General features: G+C 71.4%; 15 protein-coding genes. 8 read left to right on the forward strand and 7 right to left on the reverse strand.

Features of this window, described 5'->3' with window-relative positions:
- Positions 1-10 precede the first annotated feature (10 nt).
- A complete protein-coding gene (locus tag FHX60_RS20650; protein WP_183284450.1) occupies positions 11-1,093 on the forward strand; it encodes a DNA topoisomerase IB in 1,083 nt (360 codons plus the stop codon).
- A gap of 18 nt (positions 1,094-1,111) precedes the next feature.
- On the opposite strand, the gene FHX60_RS20655 is transcribed toward FHX60_RS20650, so the two are convergent.
- Together FHX60_RS20655 and FHX60_RS20660 are read right to left on the reverse strand one after the other, a co-directional pair.
- Entirely contained in the window at positions 1,112-1,786 is a 675-nt protein-coding gene (locus tag FHX60_RS20655; protein ID WP_183284451.1) for a ParB-like protein, read from the reverse strand.
- A 3-nt stretch (positions 1,787-1,789) separates the two neighbouring features.
- A complete protein-coding gene (locus FHX60_RS20660) occupies positions 1,790-3,007 on the reverse strand; it encodes a BON domain-containing protein (protein ID WP_183284452.1) in 1,218 nt (405 codons plus the stop codon).
- Between the two features lie 347 nt (positions 3,008-3,354).
- On the opposite strand from FHX60_RS20660, the gene FHX60_RS20665 reads away from it, so the two are divergent.
- The 3 genes from FHX60_RS20665 (at position 3,355) to FHX60_RS20675 (ending at position 5,585) form a co-directional block, all read left to right on the forward strand.
- A complete protein-coding gene (locus FHX60_RS20665) occupies positions 3,355-4,212 on the forward strand; it encodes an SDR family oxidoreductase (protein WP_183284453.1) in 858 nt (285 codons plus the stop codon).
- 166 nt (positions 4,213-4,378) lie between these two features.
- Entirely contained in the window at positions 4,379-4,828 is a 450-nt protein-coding gene (locus tag FHX60_RS20670; protein WP_112775797.1) for a hypothetical protein, read from the forward strand.
- Positions 4,812-5,585 carry a ParB-like protein gene (locus tag FHX60_RS20675; RefSeq protein WP_112775798.1) on the forward strand — a complete coding sequence of 258 codons (774 nt, stop codon included), beginning with the start codon at positions 4,812-4,814 and terminating at the stop codon, positions 5,583-5,585. Before FHX60_RS20670 ends, FHX60_RS20675 begins: the two co-directional genes overlap by 17 nt.
- Positions 5,586-5,678: 93 nt before the next feature.
- On the opposite strand, the gene FHX60_RS20680 is transcribed toward FHX60_RS20675, so the two are convergent.
- The 4 genes from FHX60_RS20680 to FHX60_RS20695 form a co-directional block, all read right to left on the reverse strand.
- Positions 5,679-5,867, reverse strand: a complete 189-nt coding sequence (locus tag FHX60_RS20680) for a DUF3008 family protein (protein WP_012356890.1) — start codon at positions 5,865-5,867, stop codon at positions 5,679-5,681.
- Between the two features lie 159 nt (positions 5,868-6,026).
- Positions 6,027-6,185 (reverse strand): DUF3309 family protein, encoded by a 159-nt coding sequence (locus tag FHX60_RS20685; protein ID WP_012356889.1) that lies wholly within the window; start codon positions 6,183-6,185, stop codon positions 6,027-6,029.
- Positions 6,186-6,446: 261 nt separating this feature from the next.
- A complete protein-coding gene (locus tag FHX60_RS20690; protein ID WP_183284454.1) occupies positions 6,447-7,100 on the reverse strand; it encodes a response regulator in 654 nt (217 codons plus the stop codon).
- The gene (locus FHX60_RS20695) at positions 7,097-9,109 is read right to left on the reverse strand and encodes a type IV pili methyl-accepting chemotaxis transducer N-terminal domain-containing protein (protein ID WP_183284455.1); all 2,013 of its coding nucleotides are present in this window, start codon (positions 9,107-9,109) and stop codon (positions 7,097-7,099) included. Before FHX60_RS20695 ends, FHX60_RS20690 begins: the two co-directional genes overlap by 4 nt.
- A 391-nt stretch (positions 9,110-9,500) precedes the next feature.
- On the opposite strand from FHX60_RS20695, the gene FHX60_RS20700 reads away from it, so the two are divergent.
- Positions 9,501-10,799, forward strand: coding sequence for a hypothetical protein (locus tag FHX60_RS20700; protein WP_183284456.1), 1,299 nt, complete (start codon positions 9,501-9,503; stop codon positions 10,797-10,799).
- Between the two features lie 90 nt (positions 10,800-10,889).
- On the opposite strand, the gene FHX60_RS20705 is transcribed toward FHX60_RS20700, so the two are convergent.
- The gene (locus FHX60_RS20705) at positions 10,890-12,053 is read right to left on the reverse strand and encodes an NAD(P)H-dependent flavin oxidoreductase (RefSeq protein WP_183284457.1); all 1,164 of its coding nucleotides are present in this window, start codon (positions 12,051-12,053) and stop codon (positions 10,890-10,892) included.
- Positions 12,054-12,325: 272 nt separating this feature from the next.
- Here FHX60_RS20705 and ubiU point away from each other — a divergent pair, with 272 nt between their 5' ends.
- From ubiU to ubiT, 3 genes are all read left to right on the forward strand, one after another.
- A complete protein-coding gene (gene ubiU, locus FHX60_RS20710) occupies positions 12,326-13,384 on the forward strand; it encodes a ubiquinone anaerobic biosynthesis protein UbiU (protein WP_244981342.1) in 1,059 nt (352 codons plus the stop codon).
- A 64-nt stretch (positions 13,385-13,448) separates the two neighbouring features.
- Positions 13,449-14,381 (forward strand): U32 family peptidase, encoded by a 933-nt coding sequence (locus FHX60_RS20715; RefSeq protein WP_183284458.1) that lies wholly within the window; start codon positions 13,449-13,451, stop codon positions 14,379-14,381.
- Positions 14,378-14,842 (forward strand): ubiquinone anaerobic biosynthesis accessory factor UbiT, encoded by a 465-nt coding sequence (gene ubiT / locus FHX60_RS20720; protein WP_183284459.1) that lies wholly within the window; start codon positions 14,378-14,380, stop codon positions 14,840-14,842. Before FHX60_RS20715 ends, ubiT begins: the two co-directional genes overlap by 4 nt.
- Positions 14,843-14,847 lie beyond the last annotated feature (5 nt).

Below are 14,847 nucleotides of genomic sequence, written 5' to 3' on the forward strand. Positions count from 1 at the left end.
CCGCACGCCCATGGACAGCACGCTGCCCGGCACCGAAGCCCCCGCCGCGCTCGACACGGTGCTGCGCGACGCGGGGCTGCGCTATGTCGACGACGGCAGCCCGGGCATCACGCGCCGGCGCCATGGCAGCGGCTTCAGCTATACCGGCCCGGACGGCAAGCGCGTGACCGATGCCGCCACGCTGGCGCGCATCTCGACGCTGGCCATCCCCCCCGCCTACGAGTCGGTGTGGATCTGCCCCGACCCGCGCGGGCACCTGCAGGCCACCGGGCGCGATGCGCGCGGGCGCAAGCAGTACGTCTACCACCCGCAATGGGCCACGCTCCGCGATACCGACAAATATGCGCGGCTGGCGGCGTTCGGGGCCGCGCTGCCGCGCCTGCGCGCGCGCGTGGCGCGCGACCTGCGCCGCAACGGCATGCCGCGCGAGAAGGTGGTGGGCGCGGTGGTGCTGCTGCTCGACGCCACGCTGGTGCGCGTCGGCTCGCCGCGCTACGCGCGCCAGAACCGCACCTACGGCCTGACCACGCTGCGGCGCCGCCATGTGACCGTGCGCGGCAGCCGGCTGCGCTTCCAGTTCACCGGCAAGAGCGGCATCACGCACGACGTCTCGGTCAACGACCCGCGCCTCGCGCGCATCGTGCGCAACTGCGCCGACCTGCCGGGCCAGTGCCTGTTCAAGTACCGCGACAGCGATGGCGAGATCCGCGAGATCGGCTCGGCCGATGTCAATGCCTACCTGCAGGAAGTGACCGGCGGCGACTTTACCGCCAAGGACTTCCGCACCTGGGCCGGCAGCGTGCATGCGCTGGCGATCCTGCGCAAGCTGCCGGAAGCGTCCAGCGAGACCGCGCGCCGCAAGGCCGTGACCGATGCCATCCGCAAAGTCGCGAACCAGTTGCGCAACACCGTCGCGGTGTGCCGCAAATGCTATGTGCACCCCGACGTCATCGATGCCTACCTGGCCGGCGTGCTGCAGGCGGGCGGCCGCGCGCCGCCCATGACGCGGCTGCGCGCGGACGAGGCGCGGCTGCTGCAATTGCTGGCGGGGCAGTCCCCGCCAGCGAATGGCAAGAAAGGCAATGGCGGATGATCGTGCCCGGCGCGTCGCTCAGCAGCCGAGCGCGCCGATATAGCCGGGCAGGTCCTTGGCCTCGCGCGAGTGCGCCAGCCTGAACGCGCTCGCCACCGCGAAGGCAAAGTGATGCGGCGTGTCGAACGGCCCGGGCACGTGGCGCCGGAAAAAGTCCGCCCAGCGGAAATCCGGGTAGGCGGTCTTGACCTTGCGATAGCCGCCCGCCAGCTGCACAAAGGCCTCCAGGCTACGGTACGGGTCGTCGCGCATATCGTGGATGGCCTCGGGCAGTTCGGTCAGCGGCCGCCGGCGGCCATGCTCGTCGTAGGGGTGCACCAAGTGATTGGCGACCATGTGGCGCCAGAACGCGGGCACGTCCAGGTCGCTCAGGTCGGCGCGGACGATGCCGGGCACATGCGTGAGCCCCAGGTCATGCCAGGCACGCACCCAATGGTGATGGTCGACCACATAGAGCACCTGCTCCGGCCCGATCACCAGGTGCACGCGGTGCCGGTCCAGGAACGCCGCGCGCGCTTCAGGCGCCACGCGCCGGGTGGTGTGCACCTTCTGCGCCACGTGGTAGCCGCCCACCGTGATCTGCGTGGGATGCAGCGCGTCCAGCGGCACCAGCAGCTTGCTGTCAGGCGCCAGCTTGCGCGGCGCCCGCCGCGGGGCGGGCGCCGTGCGCGCGGGGGCCTGGCCGGAGCGCAAGGCTCAGCTCTTGTTGAGCGTGCGATCCGGCGAAGTGCCGCCGGCCGACGCCGTGTCGCTGCTGCCGCTGGAGGTGTCGCCGCCCACCTCGGAGCCCGCCGCCCACGAACTGCCTTGCTGGCGCTGCACGCGCAGGCGGTTGTCGACCTCGGTGACGCCGAACACCGCGTCGGCGATCTCCTCGACCACGTATTTCTCGCGGCGCTCGTTGACGGTGCCGTCCAGCGTCACGACACCATTCGCTACCTCGACGCTGACCTCGCCGACGTCGATGTACGGGTTCATCGCCAGGCGTTCGCACACATCCTCGCGCACGCGCTCGTCAGAGCGGCGATAACCCTTGGGGCCGGTGGCGCGGCGGCCGGCATGCTGCCCGCCCTGCGCACCGGAGGCGCTGGCCTGGCCGGCGAAGGGGGTGCGGCGCCGGTAGCCCGGATCGTCAGGGTAGACGCGCTGTCCGCCGCTGAACGACTGGCCGCCACGGCCCGCATCGCCGAAGTAGCCGCCGCCATAGCTGGGCTGCCCGCCGCGCTGGGCGCGGTCGCGCTCGCTGCCTTCCTGCCAATGCATGGCGCGGCCGCCTTCACTGCGGCCCTGCTCGGTGCCCCAGCCGCCCTGGCTGCGCCGGCTGCGTTCGTCGCGTTCCTCGCGCTCGCTGCGTTCCCCGCGCCCGCTCGCTTCGCTGCGGCGCCCGCGCGGACCGAAGCGGTCTTCGTCGCGATAGCCATAGCCCGATTCGCGTTCCCCGCTGCGATAGCCGCTGTCCTGCTGCGATGGCCGGTAGCCGCCATAGGCGCTGCTGTACGGATGGCCGCTGCCCCCGACATCGGCGGCGCCGTAGCCGCTCTCGCCCCAGCTGCCGCGGCGCTGGCCGGCGGGCGTGTCCTGCTGATACCACGGGCCCCCGTGGCGCGAGGATTCGCGCTCGCTGCCCATGCCGCGGCCCTGGCTGCGGCTTTCGCTGCGCTGTTCGGGGCGACGCTCGTCGCGATCTTCGTCGCGGCGGTTTTCTTCCCAGCGCTGGCGGCTTTCATAGCCATGGCCGCCATACTCGCCCCGGCGCTGGCTGCTCTCGCCGCGCCAGTCCTCGCCCCATTCCTGCCCCCAGTCCTCCGAGCCGCGGCCCTCGCTCTCATCGCGCATCCTTTGCTCGGGGCCGCGGTCGCGGCGTTGCGCTTCTGGCCGGCCGCGGCTGCCGCGGTCATTGCGGAAGTTGAACATATCTGCCTCCTGGCGGTGAGGCTCCGCGCGCTGGCACTGCCCGCAGGCATGTGCGGCAGGCGCCGGAAGCCGTTGACGTTTCGGATATGGAGAAAGCCGCAAAATCCGTGCCCCGGTGCGTAGACGAAGCGGCGCAGTGCCGCATACGCGCGCGCTGTAAGGATTGCCGTGCGATGTAAGGGTTACGGGCAGCACCGCCGGGCCGATGCCCCCGCGCGTGGCAGCATGCGGGCCCGCGCCTTGCGCTTTGCGGCATGGAACTTGCGCGCCACCCTGGCATCTTGCATGGCCGCGGCGCGCCGTCACGCCGGCGTCGCACGGCGCGGCCACCACGACAGGAGACTGCCATGTCCACACCCAAGAGCGTCCCGCCCCAGCACCAGTCGCGCCAGCCCGGCCTCGAAGCCCCGATGCGCCCGCAGCCGGACAGCGGCGCGGACGACTACGTCGGCAGCGGCCGGCTCAACGGACGCGTCGCGCTGGTCACCGGCGGCGACAGCGGCATCGGCCGCGCCATTGCGGTGGCGTTTGCGCGTGAAGGCGCCGATGTCGCCATCGCCTACCTGGACGAACACGCCGACGCGCGCGAGACCGTCAACCTGGTCGAGCAGGCAGGGCGCAAATGCCTGGCCATCGCCGGCGACCTCGCCGACTGCGACCACGCCGAGGCGGTCGCGCGGCAGACGCTGCAGCAGTACGGCAAGCTCGACATCCTGGTCAACAATGCCGCCGAGCAGCATCCCAAGGAATCGCTCGAGGAAGTCGAGGCCAGCCAGGTCGAGGCCACCTTCCGCACCAACGTGTTTGCGATGTTCCACCTGACGCGCGCGGTGCTGCCGCACCTGAAGGCCGGCGCATCGATCCTGAACACCACTTCGGTCACCGCCTATCGCGGCAGCAAGCACCTGCTGGACTATTCCGCGACCAAGGGCGCGATCGTGTCGTTCACGCGCTCGCTCGCGCTGCAGGTGGTGGAGCGCGGCATCCGTGTCAACGGCGTGGCCCCGGGCCCGATCTGGACGCCGCTGATTCCGTCCACCTTCAGCCCCGAGGAAGTGGCGCAGTTCGGCAAGAAGACGCCCATGGGCCGCCCCGGGCAACCGTTCGAGGTCGCCGGGGGCTATGTGTTCCTGGCCTCGGATGCGGCCAGCTATATCACCGGGCAGATCCTGCACATCAATGGCGGGGAGGTCGTGAACGGCTGATCGACCGGGCTTGCGCCATGCACGCGCATGTAGTTCGGAGCCGCGTTTGCAAATATTGCATGCAGCGGTCCCGCCGGCTGGCGTGCCGTGCAGATCCTGCGCGGGCGTGGCTCTTGCAATACGGGTGAGATCAGCCGACCGCCATCGCCAATCTCTGGGAGGCATCATGTCATCGATCATCGCGGGACGTTTCGATTCGATTGCCAGCGCCGAGGATGCCGCGCGCACGCTGTTCGCGCGCGGGTTCTCGGTGTGGGATGTATCCATCGTGTCAGTGCGGGACCCTGCCAGTCAGCAGGACGACGCCGCCGCGCAGCAGCCGGCCGACAACGTCATGCTGGCCGCGTGCGTCAACAACGGGCTGGGTTCGGTGGTCATCGACGTACTGCGCGAAACCGGCGCCAGCCAGTTGGAGCGCGCGCAGGGCACCTGGGAATGCGGGCAGTGGACCGATTTCGATCCGGCCCGGCACGGCGAGCCGGTGCGCGAGGGCGAGGGCGAATACTGGCCGCGACCGCTGGCCAGCGACGCCACCGCCGAGGAGAGCACCGGCAACGAAGACCCCGGCAGCGAGCTAGAGCACTTCGTCAACCAGAAACGTGTCGAGCACGACTGAACGCCCCGCCGAGCCGGCCGAGCCGGGCTCCGGCGCCGAACCGGTGGTGGCGCCGGTGGTGGCGCCGCGATGCCCGCGCGGCAAGGCCGTCGCCGAACTGGCACGGCTGCGCCCGACACAACTGACGCTGGGCTACATCCACGTCCACCACAAGATGGAAGTCACGCAGCGCCACGCCGATCCGGAAGACCGCGAGGTGCTGCGGCGCTTCATGCGCCGGCATCGCATCAAGACCGTCGCGGGGCCGGGTGGCGAGCTTTATATCGTCGACCACCACCACTGGGCGCGCGCATGGCTGGATCTCGGCTACCAGCTCGCGCCGGTGCAGGTGCTGGAAGACTTCAGCCATCTGGACGGCGCCGCGTTCTGGAAGCGCATGCGCCAGCTGGGCCACGTCCATCCCTACGATGAACACGGCAAGCGGCAGGGGCCCAGGGCCCTGCCCTCGACCGTGCGCAGCATGCGCGACGACCCGTACCGCAGCCTGGCGGCCTTTGCCCGCGAAGCGGGGGCGTACCGCAAGCCGGACAGCGCCTACGGCGACTTCTGCTGGGCCGGGTTCCTGCGCAAGCGGGTGGAGCAGGACCTGCACAGCATTGCCGGGTTCGGCCTGGCGCTGGCGGAATCGATCAAGCTCGCCCGCAGCCCGCGGGCCAGGCGCCTGCCCGGCTATTGCGGCGGCCCGCTCGAGGGCAAGACGGGCCGGCCCGCCAAGCCATCGAAGACGGGCAAGGGAAAGAACGGCAGGGCCGGATAGCAACAGGGCAGGCGGATGCCTGCCCTGTTGCGGAAATGCCGCCGCGCTGCAAGCGCGGGGCCGGCCCCTTTGCGAGGGGCCGGCGCGTATCGGTCAGCGTTCCGACTTGTGCTTCGGCATGCCCTTGGTCTTGGTCGAAGCCATCTTGTCGAGTTCCTTCTCGCTCATCGACTTGTACATCGAGCGCGAAGGTCCCTTGAGCGAACCGGCCTTCTTTTCGCCGCGCTTTGCGGAGAGCGCCGCTCCGGCGGCCTGTTGTTGCGCCTTGGATTTTGCTGGCATCTGAGTCTCCTTGCGAAAGGTGAAAAGGTTGAAAGGACCGGGCGCACGCTGACGCGCGGCCCGCGCTTCGTTATAGGTGCCAGGCGCGGCCGCGACAAGCGCGGCCGGCGCGCAATGCTGCTTGCGCGCGCTGTGCCGCGGTTCGCTGCCCGCCGGACGCTAGATCCGGCCCAGCACCACCAGCAGCACCACGATCAGGACGATCAGTCCCAGGCCGCCGCTCGGCCAGTAGCCCCAGCCGGAACTGTAAGGCCAGGCCGGCAGGGCGCCGATCAGCAGCAGGACGAGGATGATCAGAAGGATGGTGCCGATGCCCATGGCGTGCTCCTTGTTCGTGGATCGGGGAAGCCGCGCGGCTTCCGCTCCGAGGCGGCTCCGCAGAGCCATCCGCTTACCGTTCAGCGTAGAACAAGGGGTGCGGGCATCCCTCCGGGCAGGGACTGATATCGGTGTAGGAATCGGACGACGCCCAAGTGCGGGCAAGGCGACCCGCGCGCGGCCAGCGCTGGCCGCGCCGCGCCGGTGCGGTGCAAAAAAGCCCCTGTGCAGAAGCGCTGCACAGGCAGCCGTGCGTGCCGCTCAGGCGGTGTTCAGGCCGTGTTCCACCGCATAGACCGCCACCTGCACGCGGCTGGCCAGGTTCAGCTTCTTCAGGATGTTCTGCACGTGGATCTTCACCGTGCTTTCGGCCACGCCCAGGTCGCGCGCGATCTCCTTGTTGCTTTCGCCGCGGGCCAGGCCCTGCACGATCTCGCGCTCGCGCGCGGTCAGCCGCGGCGTTTCTTCGTGGCGCGGCGCAGCCACGGGCGCGGGCGCGCGGAACTGGGCCACCAGCTTGGCGGTCATGCTGTCGGAGATCACCGGCTCGCCGGCGGCGGCGCGGCGGATGCCGGCGATCAGCGCCTCGGTCTCGATGTTCTTGATCAGGTAGCCGCGCGCGCCGCCGCGCAGCGCGGCGGCCAGCTCCTCGGCCTCCTCGGACACCGTCAGCACGATCACCGCGGTCTGCGGCAGGTCTTCGACCAGCAGTTGCAGGGCCTCGAGTCCGGATAGCCCCGGCATGTTCAGGTCCAGCAGGATCACGTCGGGGCGGTGCTGCTTGGCGCGCTTGATGCCTTCCACCCCGTCGGCGGCTTCGTCGACGATCTCGAAGTCGGCCTGGCGCTGCAACAGCGCGCGGATGCCCGAGCGGAACAGGGTGTGGTCGTCGATCAGCAGGATGCGGATGGTCATGGCTGGGTCTCGCTCGGGAGGATCAGGCTGCTAAGGCTGGTGATGGGGTTGGTGCTGCGATCGCGCCGGGCGGCGCCCTGGCTGCCGGCGGGCAGCACCAGTTCGATGCGCACGCCGCTGCCGGGGCTGGCGTGCACGTGCAGCCGGGCCCCCAGCCGCGCGGCGCGCTCGCGCATGATGCTCAGGCCGATATGGGCGTCGGCGCGGGTGGCCAGCTCGTCGGGATCGAAGCCTTCGCCGTCGTCCTGCACCACCAGGCGGAAGTCGGGGCCATGGCTGAGCGCCACCGCCACGTGCGCCGCCATGGCGTGCTTGCGCACGTTGGAAAGCGCCTCCTGCAGGATAAACAGCACCTGCAGCTGCTGCTCGGGTGACAGCGGCCAGGCGCCGCCGCGTTCGTCGATGGCCAGCGTGGCCTCGGTGCGGCATTGCCGGCGAAAGCGCTCAACGGTCTCTTCCGCCGCTGGGCGCAGCTCGCCGGTGCCCAGCCGCGAGCGGAAATTGTTGAGCAGCTCGCGCACGTCCTGGTAGCTCTCTTCCACGCCATGGCGCAGCATCGGCACCAGTTCGCGGGTTTCGGCCAGGTCGTCGCGCGCGACTGCGTCGTCGAGCAGCTGCACCTGCAGGTTCAGGTAGTTCAGCCCCTGGGCGATGCTGTCGTGCAGCCCTTGCGCCACCAGGTTGCGCTCTTCCACCACCGCGAGCTGGCGCGCGGTGGCGGACAGGCGCAGGTGTTCCAGCGCGGTGCCCAGGTGCTGCGCCAGCGTCTGCAGCAGTTGCCGGTCCGACGGCGGCAGCTTGCGCGGCGTGCGGAAGTGCAGCGCGAACATGCCGGTGGCGCCGCGCTGGCTTTCGATGCGGAACGCCGCCAGCGACTGGAAGCCGTCGCGGCCGCACGGTGTTTCGTCGGCCGCGCCGGCACGCGCCGCCCCGCGCAGGTCGACGATGGCGATCACGGCCTCGCGCGTGGCATCGCCGCAATGGCAGCCGTTGGCCGACGCGCAGGAATCGGCCTCGGCCAGCGCCGCCGGCAGGCCCGCGGCGGCCAGCAGGTGCATGCGGCCGTGGCGGCTGTCGAGCACGCGCACGCTGCCGCCATCGGCATCGAACTGGCGCATCACCCGCGCCAGGAAGCCCTGCGCCATGGCCTCGGCGTCGGCGGCCTGGTTGAGGAAGGCCGCCATCTCGTACAGCGTTTCCAGGTCGCGGTTGTGGCGCTCCAGTTCGGCGGTCTTCTGCGCCACGCGGGCTTCGAGGTCGTGGTACAGGCCCTGCAGCTCGTCCGCCATGCGGTTGAAGCCCTCGCTGAGCGTGCCGAACTCGTCGCGGCTCTCGACCGGCAGGCGCAGCGAGAATTCGCGCGCGGCCATGCGCCGCAGGCCGTCCTGCAGGCGCAGCACCGGCAGGATGATCCACAGGTAGAGCAGGTAGATCACGGCGACCGTGCCGATGCAGGCCATCAGCGCCAGCGCTGTCTGCGACAGGCGCAGCAGGTCGGTCTTGCGCGCGCTGTCGTGTTCGATCATGCCGACCAGGCGGTCGGCCTGGGCGACGAAACCCGGCAGCGCGGCAATGTATGCGGCCGGCGCCGGGCCGGCGCCGGCCAGCGGCCGCAGCCGCTGTTGCCAGTCATGGGTGACGCGCGCCAGTTGCGTATGGATGGCGGGCTCGTCCGGCAGGAACAGCGGCCGCGCCGCGTCGCCCTTCTTCAGTAGCGCCAGCGTGGTGTCCAGCGCCTGCACCTGCGCGGCCAGGTCATTGGCGCGGCCCGCGTGCGCCAGCGCCAGCTCGATCGCCACGCGGTTGGCGCGCATGCGCAGGCTGCCGGCATCGTTGATGGCGGCGCCGGCGCCTTCCAGCTTCCAGGACAGCCACAGCGTGCCGGAGATCATGCCCAGCACCACCAGCAGCACGGCCAGCGACAGCGAGATGATGCGAGTGGAAAGGCGATGGCGCAGCGCCGGCAAGGCGGACGCAGCCGTGGCGGCAGGAGGATCGGTATCAGGCATGGCGGTATCGGGGGCTACCAGTGGGACCTGTCGCGGGCTTGTCGCTGGGCCGGGCAACGGCCCGACGGCCATGGCAACAAGGGTCACGCAGGGGTCGGAAGCGATTTTCCCCGCGCGAGCGGCAGTGCTATCTGCGTCAGATCAAGGAAACCCGGCTTTGGCGCGCGTATGTGCGGGCAGCGGCGCATCGCGGGCATGGCGTGTGGCGCCAGGGCGGGTTCCGTCACGCAGTGATCTTTCATGGCGGCCCGGACTTGGCCCTGGTCAAGTCCCTGCGCGGCGCGGCGGCCTAGCATCGGGCCTTTTGTCAGGACTGGTGAGAAGGAGCGATGGCCGTATCCATTTCAATCGGCGCACGAATGCGTCACCGCCGTCACGCCGCGGGGCGCGCATGAAAGGCGCGGATCTCGACTACGCGCGCGCGCCGCGGCCTGCGCTGGTGTTCGGGTGCCTGCTGCCGGCGCCATGGCTGGGCGCGGCCGCGGGGCTGTTGCTGGCTGCGGGGCCGGCGGCGGGTCTGCCTGACCGCTTCGCGCCGCTGGCGCTGGCGGCGGTGCATGCGCTCGCGCTGGGCATGCTGCTGCCGGTGATGGTCGGCGCGCTGTTCCAGATGATGCCGGTGGTGGCGCGCGTGGACGTTCCCGGTGCCGGGCGGCTGGCGCCGTTCATGGCCGCGACCGGCGCGGCGGCGGCGGTCGCGCTCGGTTTCGGTTTGCTGGGGGGTGAGCCGGTGGCGATGCGGGTTGCCGCTGCCCTTGGCGCGGTGCTGCTGCTGGCGGGCGCGGTGCTGCTCGCCGCGGGCCGGCGCGTGGCCGCGGTGGATGCCACCACGCGCACGCTGGCCGGCATCGGCGCGCCGCTGATGGTGGCGATGGTCGCCGGCATCGCGCTGGCGGGCACCTTCGGCGGGCTGTGGCGCGTGCCGGTGGCGCAGGCGCTTGGCCTGCATATGGCGTGGGCCCTGGGCGGCTGGCTGGCGGCGCTGGTCAGCGGGGTCGCGGCCACGGTGCTGCCGATGTTCTGGCAGACGCCGCGCGCGCCGGCGGCGCTGGCGCGCTGGCTGCCGTTGGGGCATTGGGGCCCGCTGGCGGTGTTCAGCGCCGCGCTGGTGCTGTGGCCAGGGGAACCGGTGCTGGCACGCGCCGCGCTAGTGGTGTGGCTGTCGTTCGTCGCGGTGGTGGGGGCATGCGGGCTGGCCGGCACGCTGCGCGCGCGGCGGCGCCACGATCCGCTGTGGCTGTTGTGGCCGGTCGCATGCGCCAGCATGCTCGGCGCGGCGGTGCTGGGGGCGGCGGCCGTGGTGCTGCCCGGGGTGGCGCTGCCGCTGGCGTGGTGGGCCGGCACGATGGCGCTGGTCGGCGTGGGCGTGCTGCCGGTGACGGCGATGCTGGGCAAGATCGTGCCGTTCCTGGTCTGGCTGCACCTGCGCCGGCTGCTGCCGCCCAGGGCGCGCGTGCCGGCGATGCAGGTCATCATCGCCCCGGGCCGTCAGCGCGGGCAGGCGTGGCTGCTGCTGGCGGCCTACGCGGTGCTGCTGGCGCTGCCGCTGGCGCCGGCGCTGCTCGCCCGCGTCGGCGGGCTGCTGCTGGCGGGGGCCAATGCGTGGCTGGGATGGCAATTGCTGGCGGCGCTGCGGTGCATGCGGCAGATGAGGAAGGGCGGTGGACTGCCGCCGCGCTCGGGTTTCTGACAAAGTCTGCCTGCTGCGGGTTTGCTCCCTTCTCCCGCCCGCGGGAGAGGGAGTACACAAGCGGGAGTTGAAACCGCGAAGCAATGATGGTCAGCCGGCCGCCGGTGCCAGCCCCGCCGGCTTTTCCCCCGTCAGCAGATAGTGCATCAGTTCCGCCACCGGCCGGATGGCCTCGCCGAACGGCAGTGCGCCGCGGCCGCGGAAAAACAGGCCGCGTTCCACGTCGCCGCGCACGGCCTGCGCCAGCTTCAGGTCGATGCAGAACTGGCCGATGCGCGCGATGCCGTCGCGCAGCCCGCAGGCCTGCAGGCAATCGAATCCTTCCAGGCATTCGCGCACGCGCGCGCGGCGCTGCAGGCGCGCTTCGCTCGACAGGTAGCGCTGCAGCCATGGCGTCAGCACCGCGCGCGCGGGCAGGCCGGCCACGCTGGTGAATTCACGCAGGGTTTCGGGCCGCGCGGTGGCCAGCACTTGCTTGAAGGCCGGGTGCGCATCGCATTCCTCGGTCACGGCAAAGGCCGTACCCAGCTGCACCGCGGCGGCCCCTTCGCCCAGCCAGTGGCGCACCTTGGCGTGGCTGTCGACGCCGCCGGCCAGGATCAGCGGGATGCTGTCCCAGGCCAGGCCCAGCTGCGCGAACAGCTCGCGGCATTCGCTCAGCACGCGCGAGAACGAGAAGCGCGGCTCGGACAGGTCCTGGATGGTTGCCGCACCCAGGTGGCCGCCGGCGTGCGCCGGGTGTTCGACCACGATGGCGTCGGGCAGCCGGCCCTTCTTCATCCAGCGGCGCAGCACCAGGCCGATGCCGCGCGCCTCGGACAGGATCGGGATCAGCGCCACCTTGGGATGGCCGGCGGTCAGCTCCGGCAGGTCCAGCGGCAGGCCGGCGCCCATGACAATGGCATCGGCGCCGCTTTCGCAGGCTTGCCGCACCAGGGCCGCGTGCGAGCCGACGGCCTTCATCACGTTGACGGCGATCAGGCCGCGGCCTTCGGACGCGGTGCGCGCGGCGCGGATTTCGCGGTCCAGCGCCTCGAGGTTGGCGGCTTCGATGGCGGGCTTGTCGCGGCTGCCGCGGATGCGCGCCATCAGGTCGGGGTGGTGGTGGCGCAGGTCGATGCTGGCGATGGTGCCGACGCCGTTCTCGCGCGCGACGGCGCCGGCCAGCCGGTGGGCCGAGATGCCGATGCCCATGCCGCCCTGCACGATCGGCAGCAGGCGACGGCCGCCCAGCTTGAGCCAGGGGTGATTCATAAACGGGTCTCCGGAAGAGGATGGACGCCGGGCCGCACGGCGGCGCCGGCGCAGGGATGACGCGCAAGCGTGGCATAGCGGCACCGGCCCGCGTTTGCCGCAGGTCAAGCCTGGCCGGGTGGCCTGCCATCGGCCTACGCCGACCGGCGTAGCCCGGCGCGGCCGGGGTGCCGTTGGCGTGGGTTTGCGCACGGTCAAGCCCCGGGCGCTGGCGCTTGGCTAGCATCGGCCGCTGTCTTCCTTCCCCCGCGCCGCTGCCGGCGCCATTACCGATGACCAGTTCCACCCCCGCCCGATCCGACGCCCCGTCGGCCGCCGCGTGCGCGCCGCGCCGCCCGCAGCTGGTCGCGCCTGCCGGCTCGCTGGCGGCGCTGCGCATGGCCTTGCAGCACGGCGCCGACGCGGTCTACCTGGGCCTGCGCGATGCCACCAACGCGCGCAACTTCGGCGGACTGAATTTCACCGAGGCCGATATCCGCACCGGCGTGGCCGAAGCCCATGCGCGCGGCGCCGAGGTGCTGTTTGCGATCAACACCTTCGCCCAGATGGGCGCGGTGGCGCAGTGGCACCGCGCCGTCGATGCGGCCGCGGACCTGGGCGCCGATGCCGTGATCATGGCCGACGCGGGCCTGATGGGCTATGCCTGCGCGCGTCATCCCGGATTAAGACTGCACCTGTCGGTGCAGGGCTCGGCCACGCACGCCGACGCCATCGAACTGATGCGCGAACGCTTCAATATCCGCCGCGTGGTGCTGCCGCGCGTGCTGTCGCTGGCGCAGATCGGCAAGCTGGCGCGCCAGACCAGCGTCGAGCTGGAGGTGTTCGGCTTCGGCAGCCTGTGCGTGATGGCCGAGGGGCGCTGCCTGCTGTCGTCGTATGCCACCGGCGATTCGCCCAACAACAAGGGGGTGTGCTCGCCCGCGCATGCGGTGCGCTGGACCGAGCAGGACGGCACCATGCAGGCGCGGCTGTCGGGCATCCTGATCGACAGCTATGCGCCCGGCGAGCCGGCCGGCTATCCGACGCTGTGCAAGGGCCGCTTCGAGGTCGAGGGCGAGCGCGGCTACGTGCTGGAGGAGCCGACCAGCCTGAATGCGCTGTCGCTGCTGCCGGCGCTGATCGACATGGGCATCGCCGCGATCAAGATCGAAGGGCGCCAGCGCAGCCCGCGCTACGTGGGCGATGTGGTCGGCGTGCTGCGCGCGGCCATCGATGCCGCCTGCGCCGATCCGGCCCGCTTCGTGCCGCGCCAGGAGTGGCAGGGCACGCTGGGGCGCCATGCCGAAGGCGACCAGGTCACGCAGGGCGCCTACGACCGCCCCTGGCGCTGACACCATGACATCCACCTGCCTGTATCCGGACATGCGGGACATGCCGGCCACGATGGAGCTTTCCATGCCTTACACCGCCGCGGCCGCGATGCCGCGCGCCGCCGCGATGCCCGGCTTCGGCATCGCCCTCGGTCCGCTGCTGTACTACTGGCCGCGCGAGGCCGTGCTGCAGTTCTATGCTTCGGTCGCCGAGGCGCCGGTCGACCGCGTCTACCTGGGCGAAACCGTCTGCACGCGCCGCCATGAAATCCGCTATCCGCAATGGCTGGAGATTGCGCAGATGCTGCGCGCTGCCGGCAAGGAGGTGGTGCTGTCCACGCCGGTGCTGGTCGAGTCCGATACCGATATCGCCTGGATGCGGCGCGTGTGCGCGCAGGACGACTACCTGGTCGAGGCCAACGACCCCGGCGCGGTGCGTTGCATGGGCGGGCGGCCCTTCGTCGGCGGCCCGCATTTGAACGCCTACCATGCCGATACGCTGGCATGGCTCGCCGGACTGGGCGCGGTTGGCTGCGTCGCGCCGGTGGAGATGGACGGCGCCACGCTGGCCGCGCTGGCGGCGGCGCGGCCCGCCGGCACGCAGCTGGAAGCCTTTGTCTGGGGCCGCCTGCCGCTGGCATTCTCGGCGCGCTGCTTTACCGCGCGCCACCATCGCCTGCGCAAGGACAGCTGCGAATTCCGCTGCATGGACTATCCCGATGGCCTGGTCGCCGCGACCGGCGAAGGGCAAGCGTTTTTCACGCTGAACGGGGTGCAGACGCAGAGCGCCACCTGCCTGGACCTGTGCGCCGAGGCGCTGGAAATGGCCCGGATGGGGGTGGGAATGCTGCGCGTCAGCCCGCATTCGTCGGGCACGCTCGCGGTGGTGCAGCAGCTGGCGGCGATCCGCGCCGGACAACGCGCGCCCGCCGCCAGCGGCATCACGCCGGCGGGTGCCGAGCCATGCAATGGCTACTGGCACGGCCGGGCCGGCATCGCTTGGGAGGCCCCGGCATGAGCGCGCTGCGCAAGCTGATGACCGGCGTGCACCGGCGCCTGCCGGCACGCGCGCGGGCGCTGCCGCTGGTCGCCGCGCTGGAGCTGGCGCGCCGCGCCGGCTGGCTGGAGCCGCCCGCGGCACTGGACGGGCATGACTTCCTGCTGACGGTGCAGGACCTGGAGCTGGCCGTGCCGTTCCGCTGCGAAGGCGGGCGCTTCCGCGCCGGCAGCACCGACGCCGAGCCTGCGCTGACGCTGCGTGCGTGCGCGGTGGACTACCTGCGCCTGCTGGGCGGCGAGGCCGACACCGACACGCTGTTCTTCCAGCGCCGGCTGGTCATCAGCGGCGATACCGCGCTGGGGCTGGAGGTCAAGTACTGGCTCGATGCCGCGCCACGGCCCGCGTGGGTCAGCCAGGCCGCGGCACGGCTGGTGGCGCTGCACGGTGCCACCGTGGGACGGGCCGGCGCCGCATCCTGAGCACG

The sequence above is a fragment of the Cupriavidus alkaliphilus genome, assembly GCF_014191175.1.
In the GTDB taxonomy this organism is placed as follows: Bacteria; Pseudomonadota; Gammaproteobacteria; order Burkholderiales; family Burkholderiaceae; genus Cupriavidus; species Cupriavidus alkaliphilus.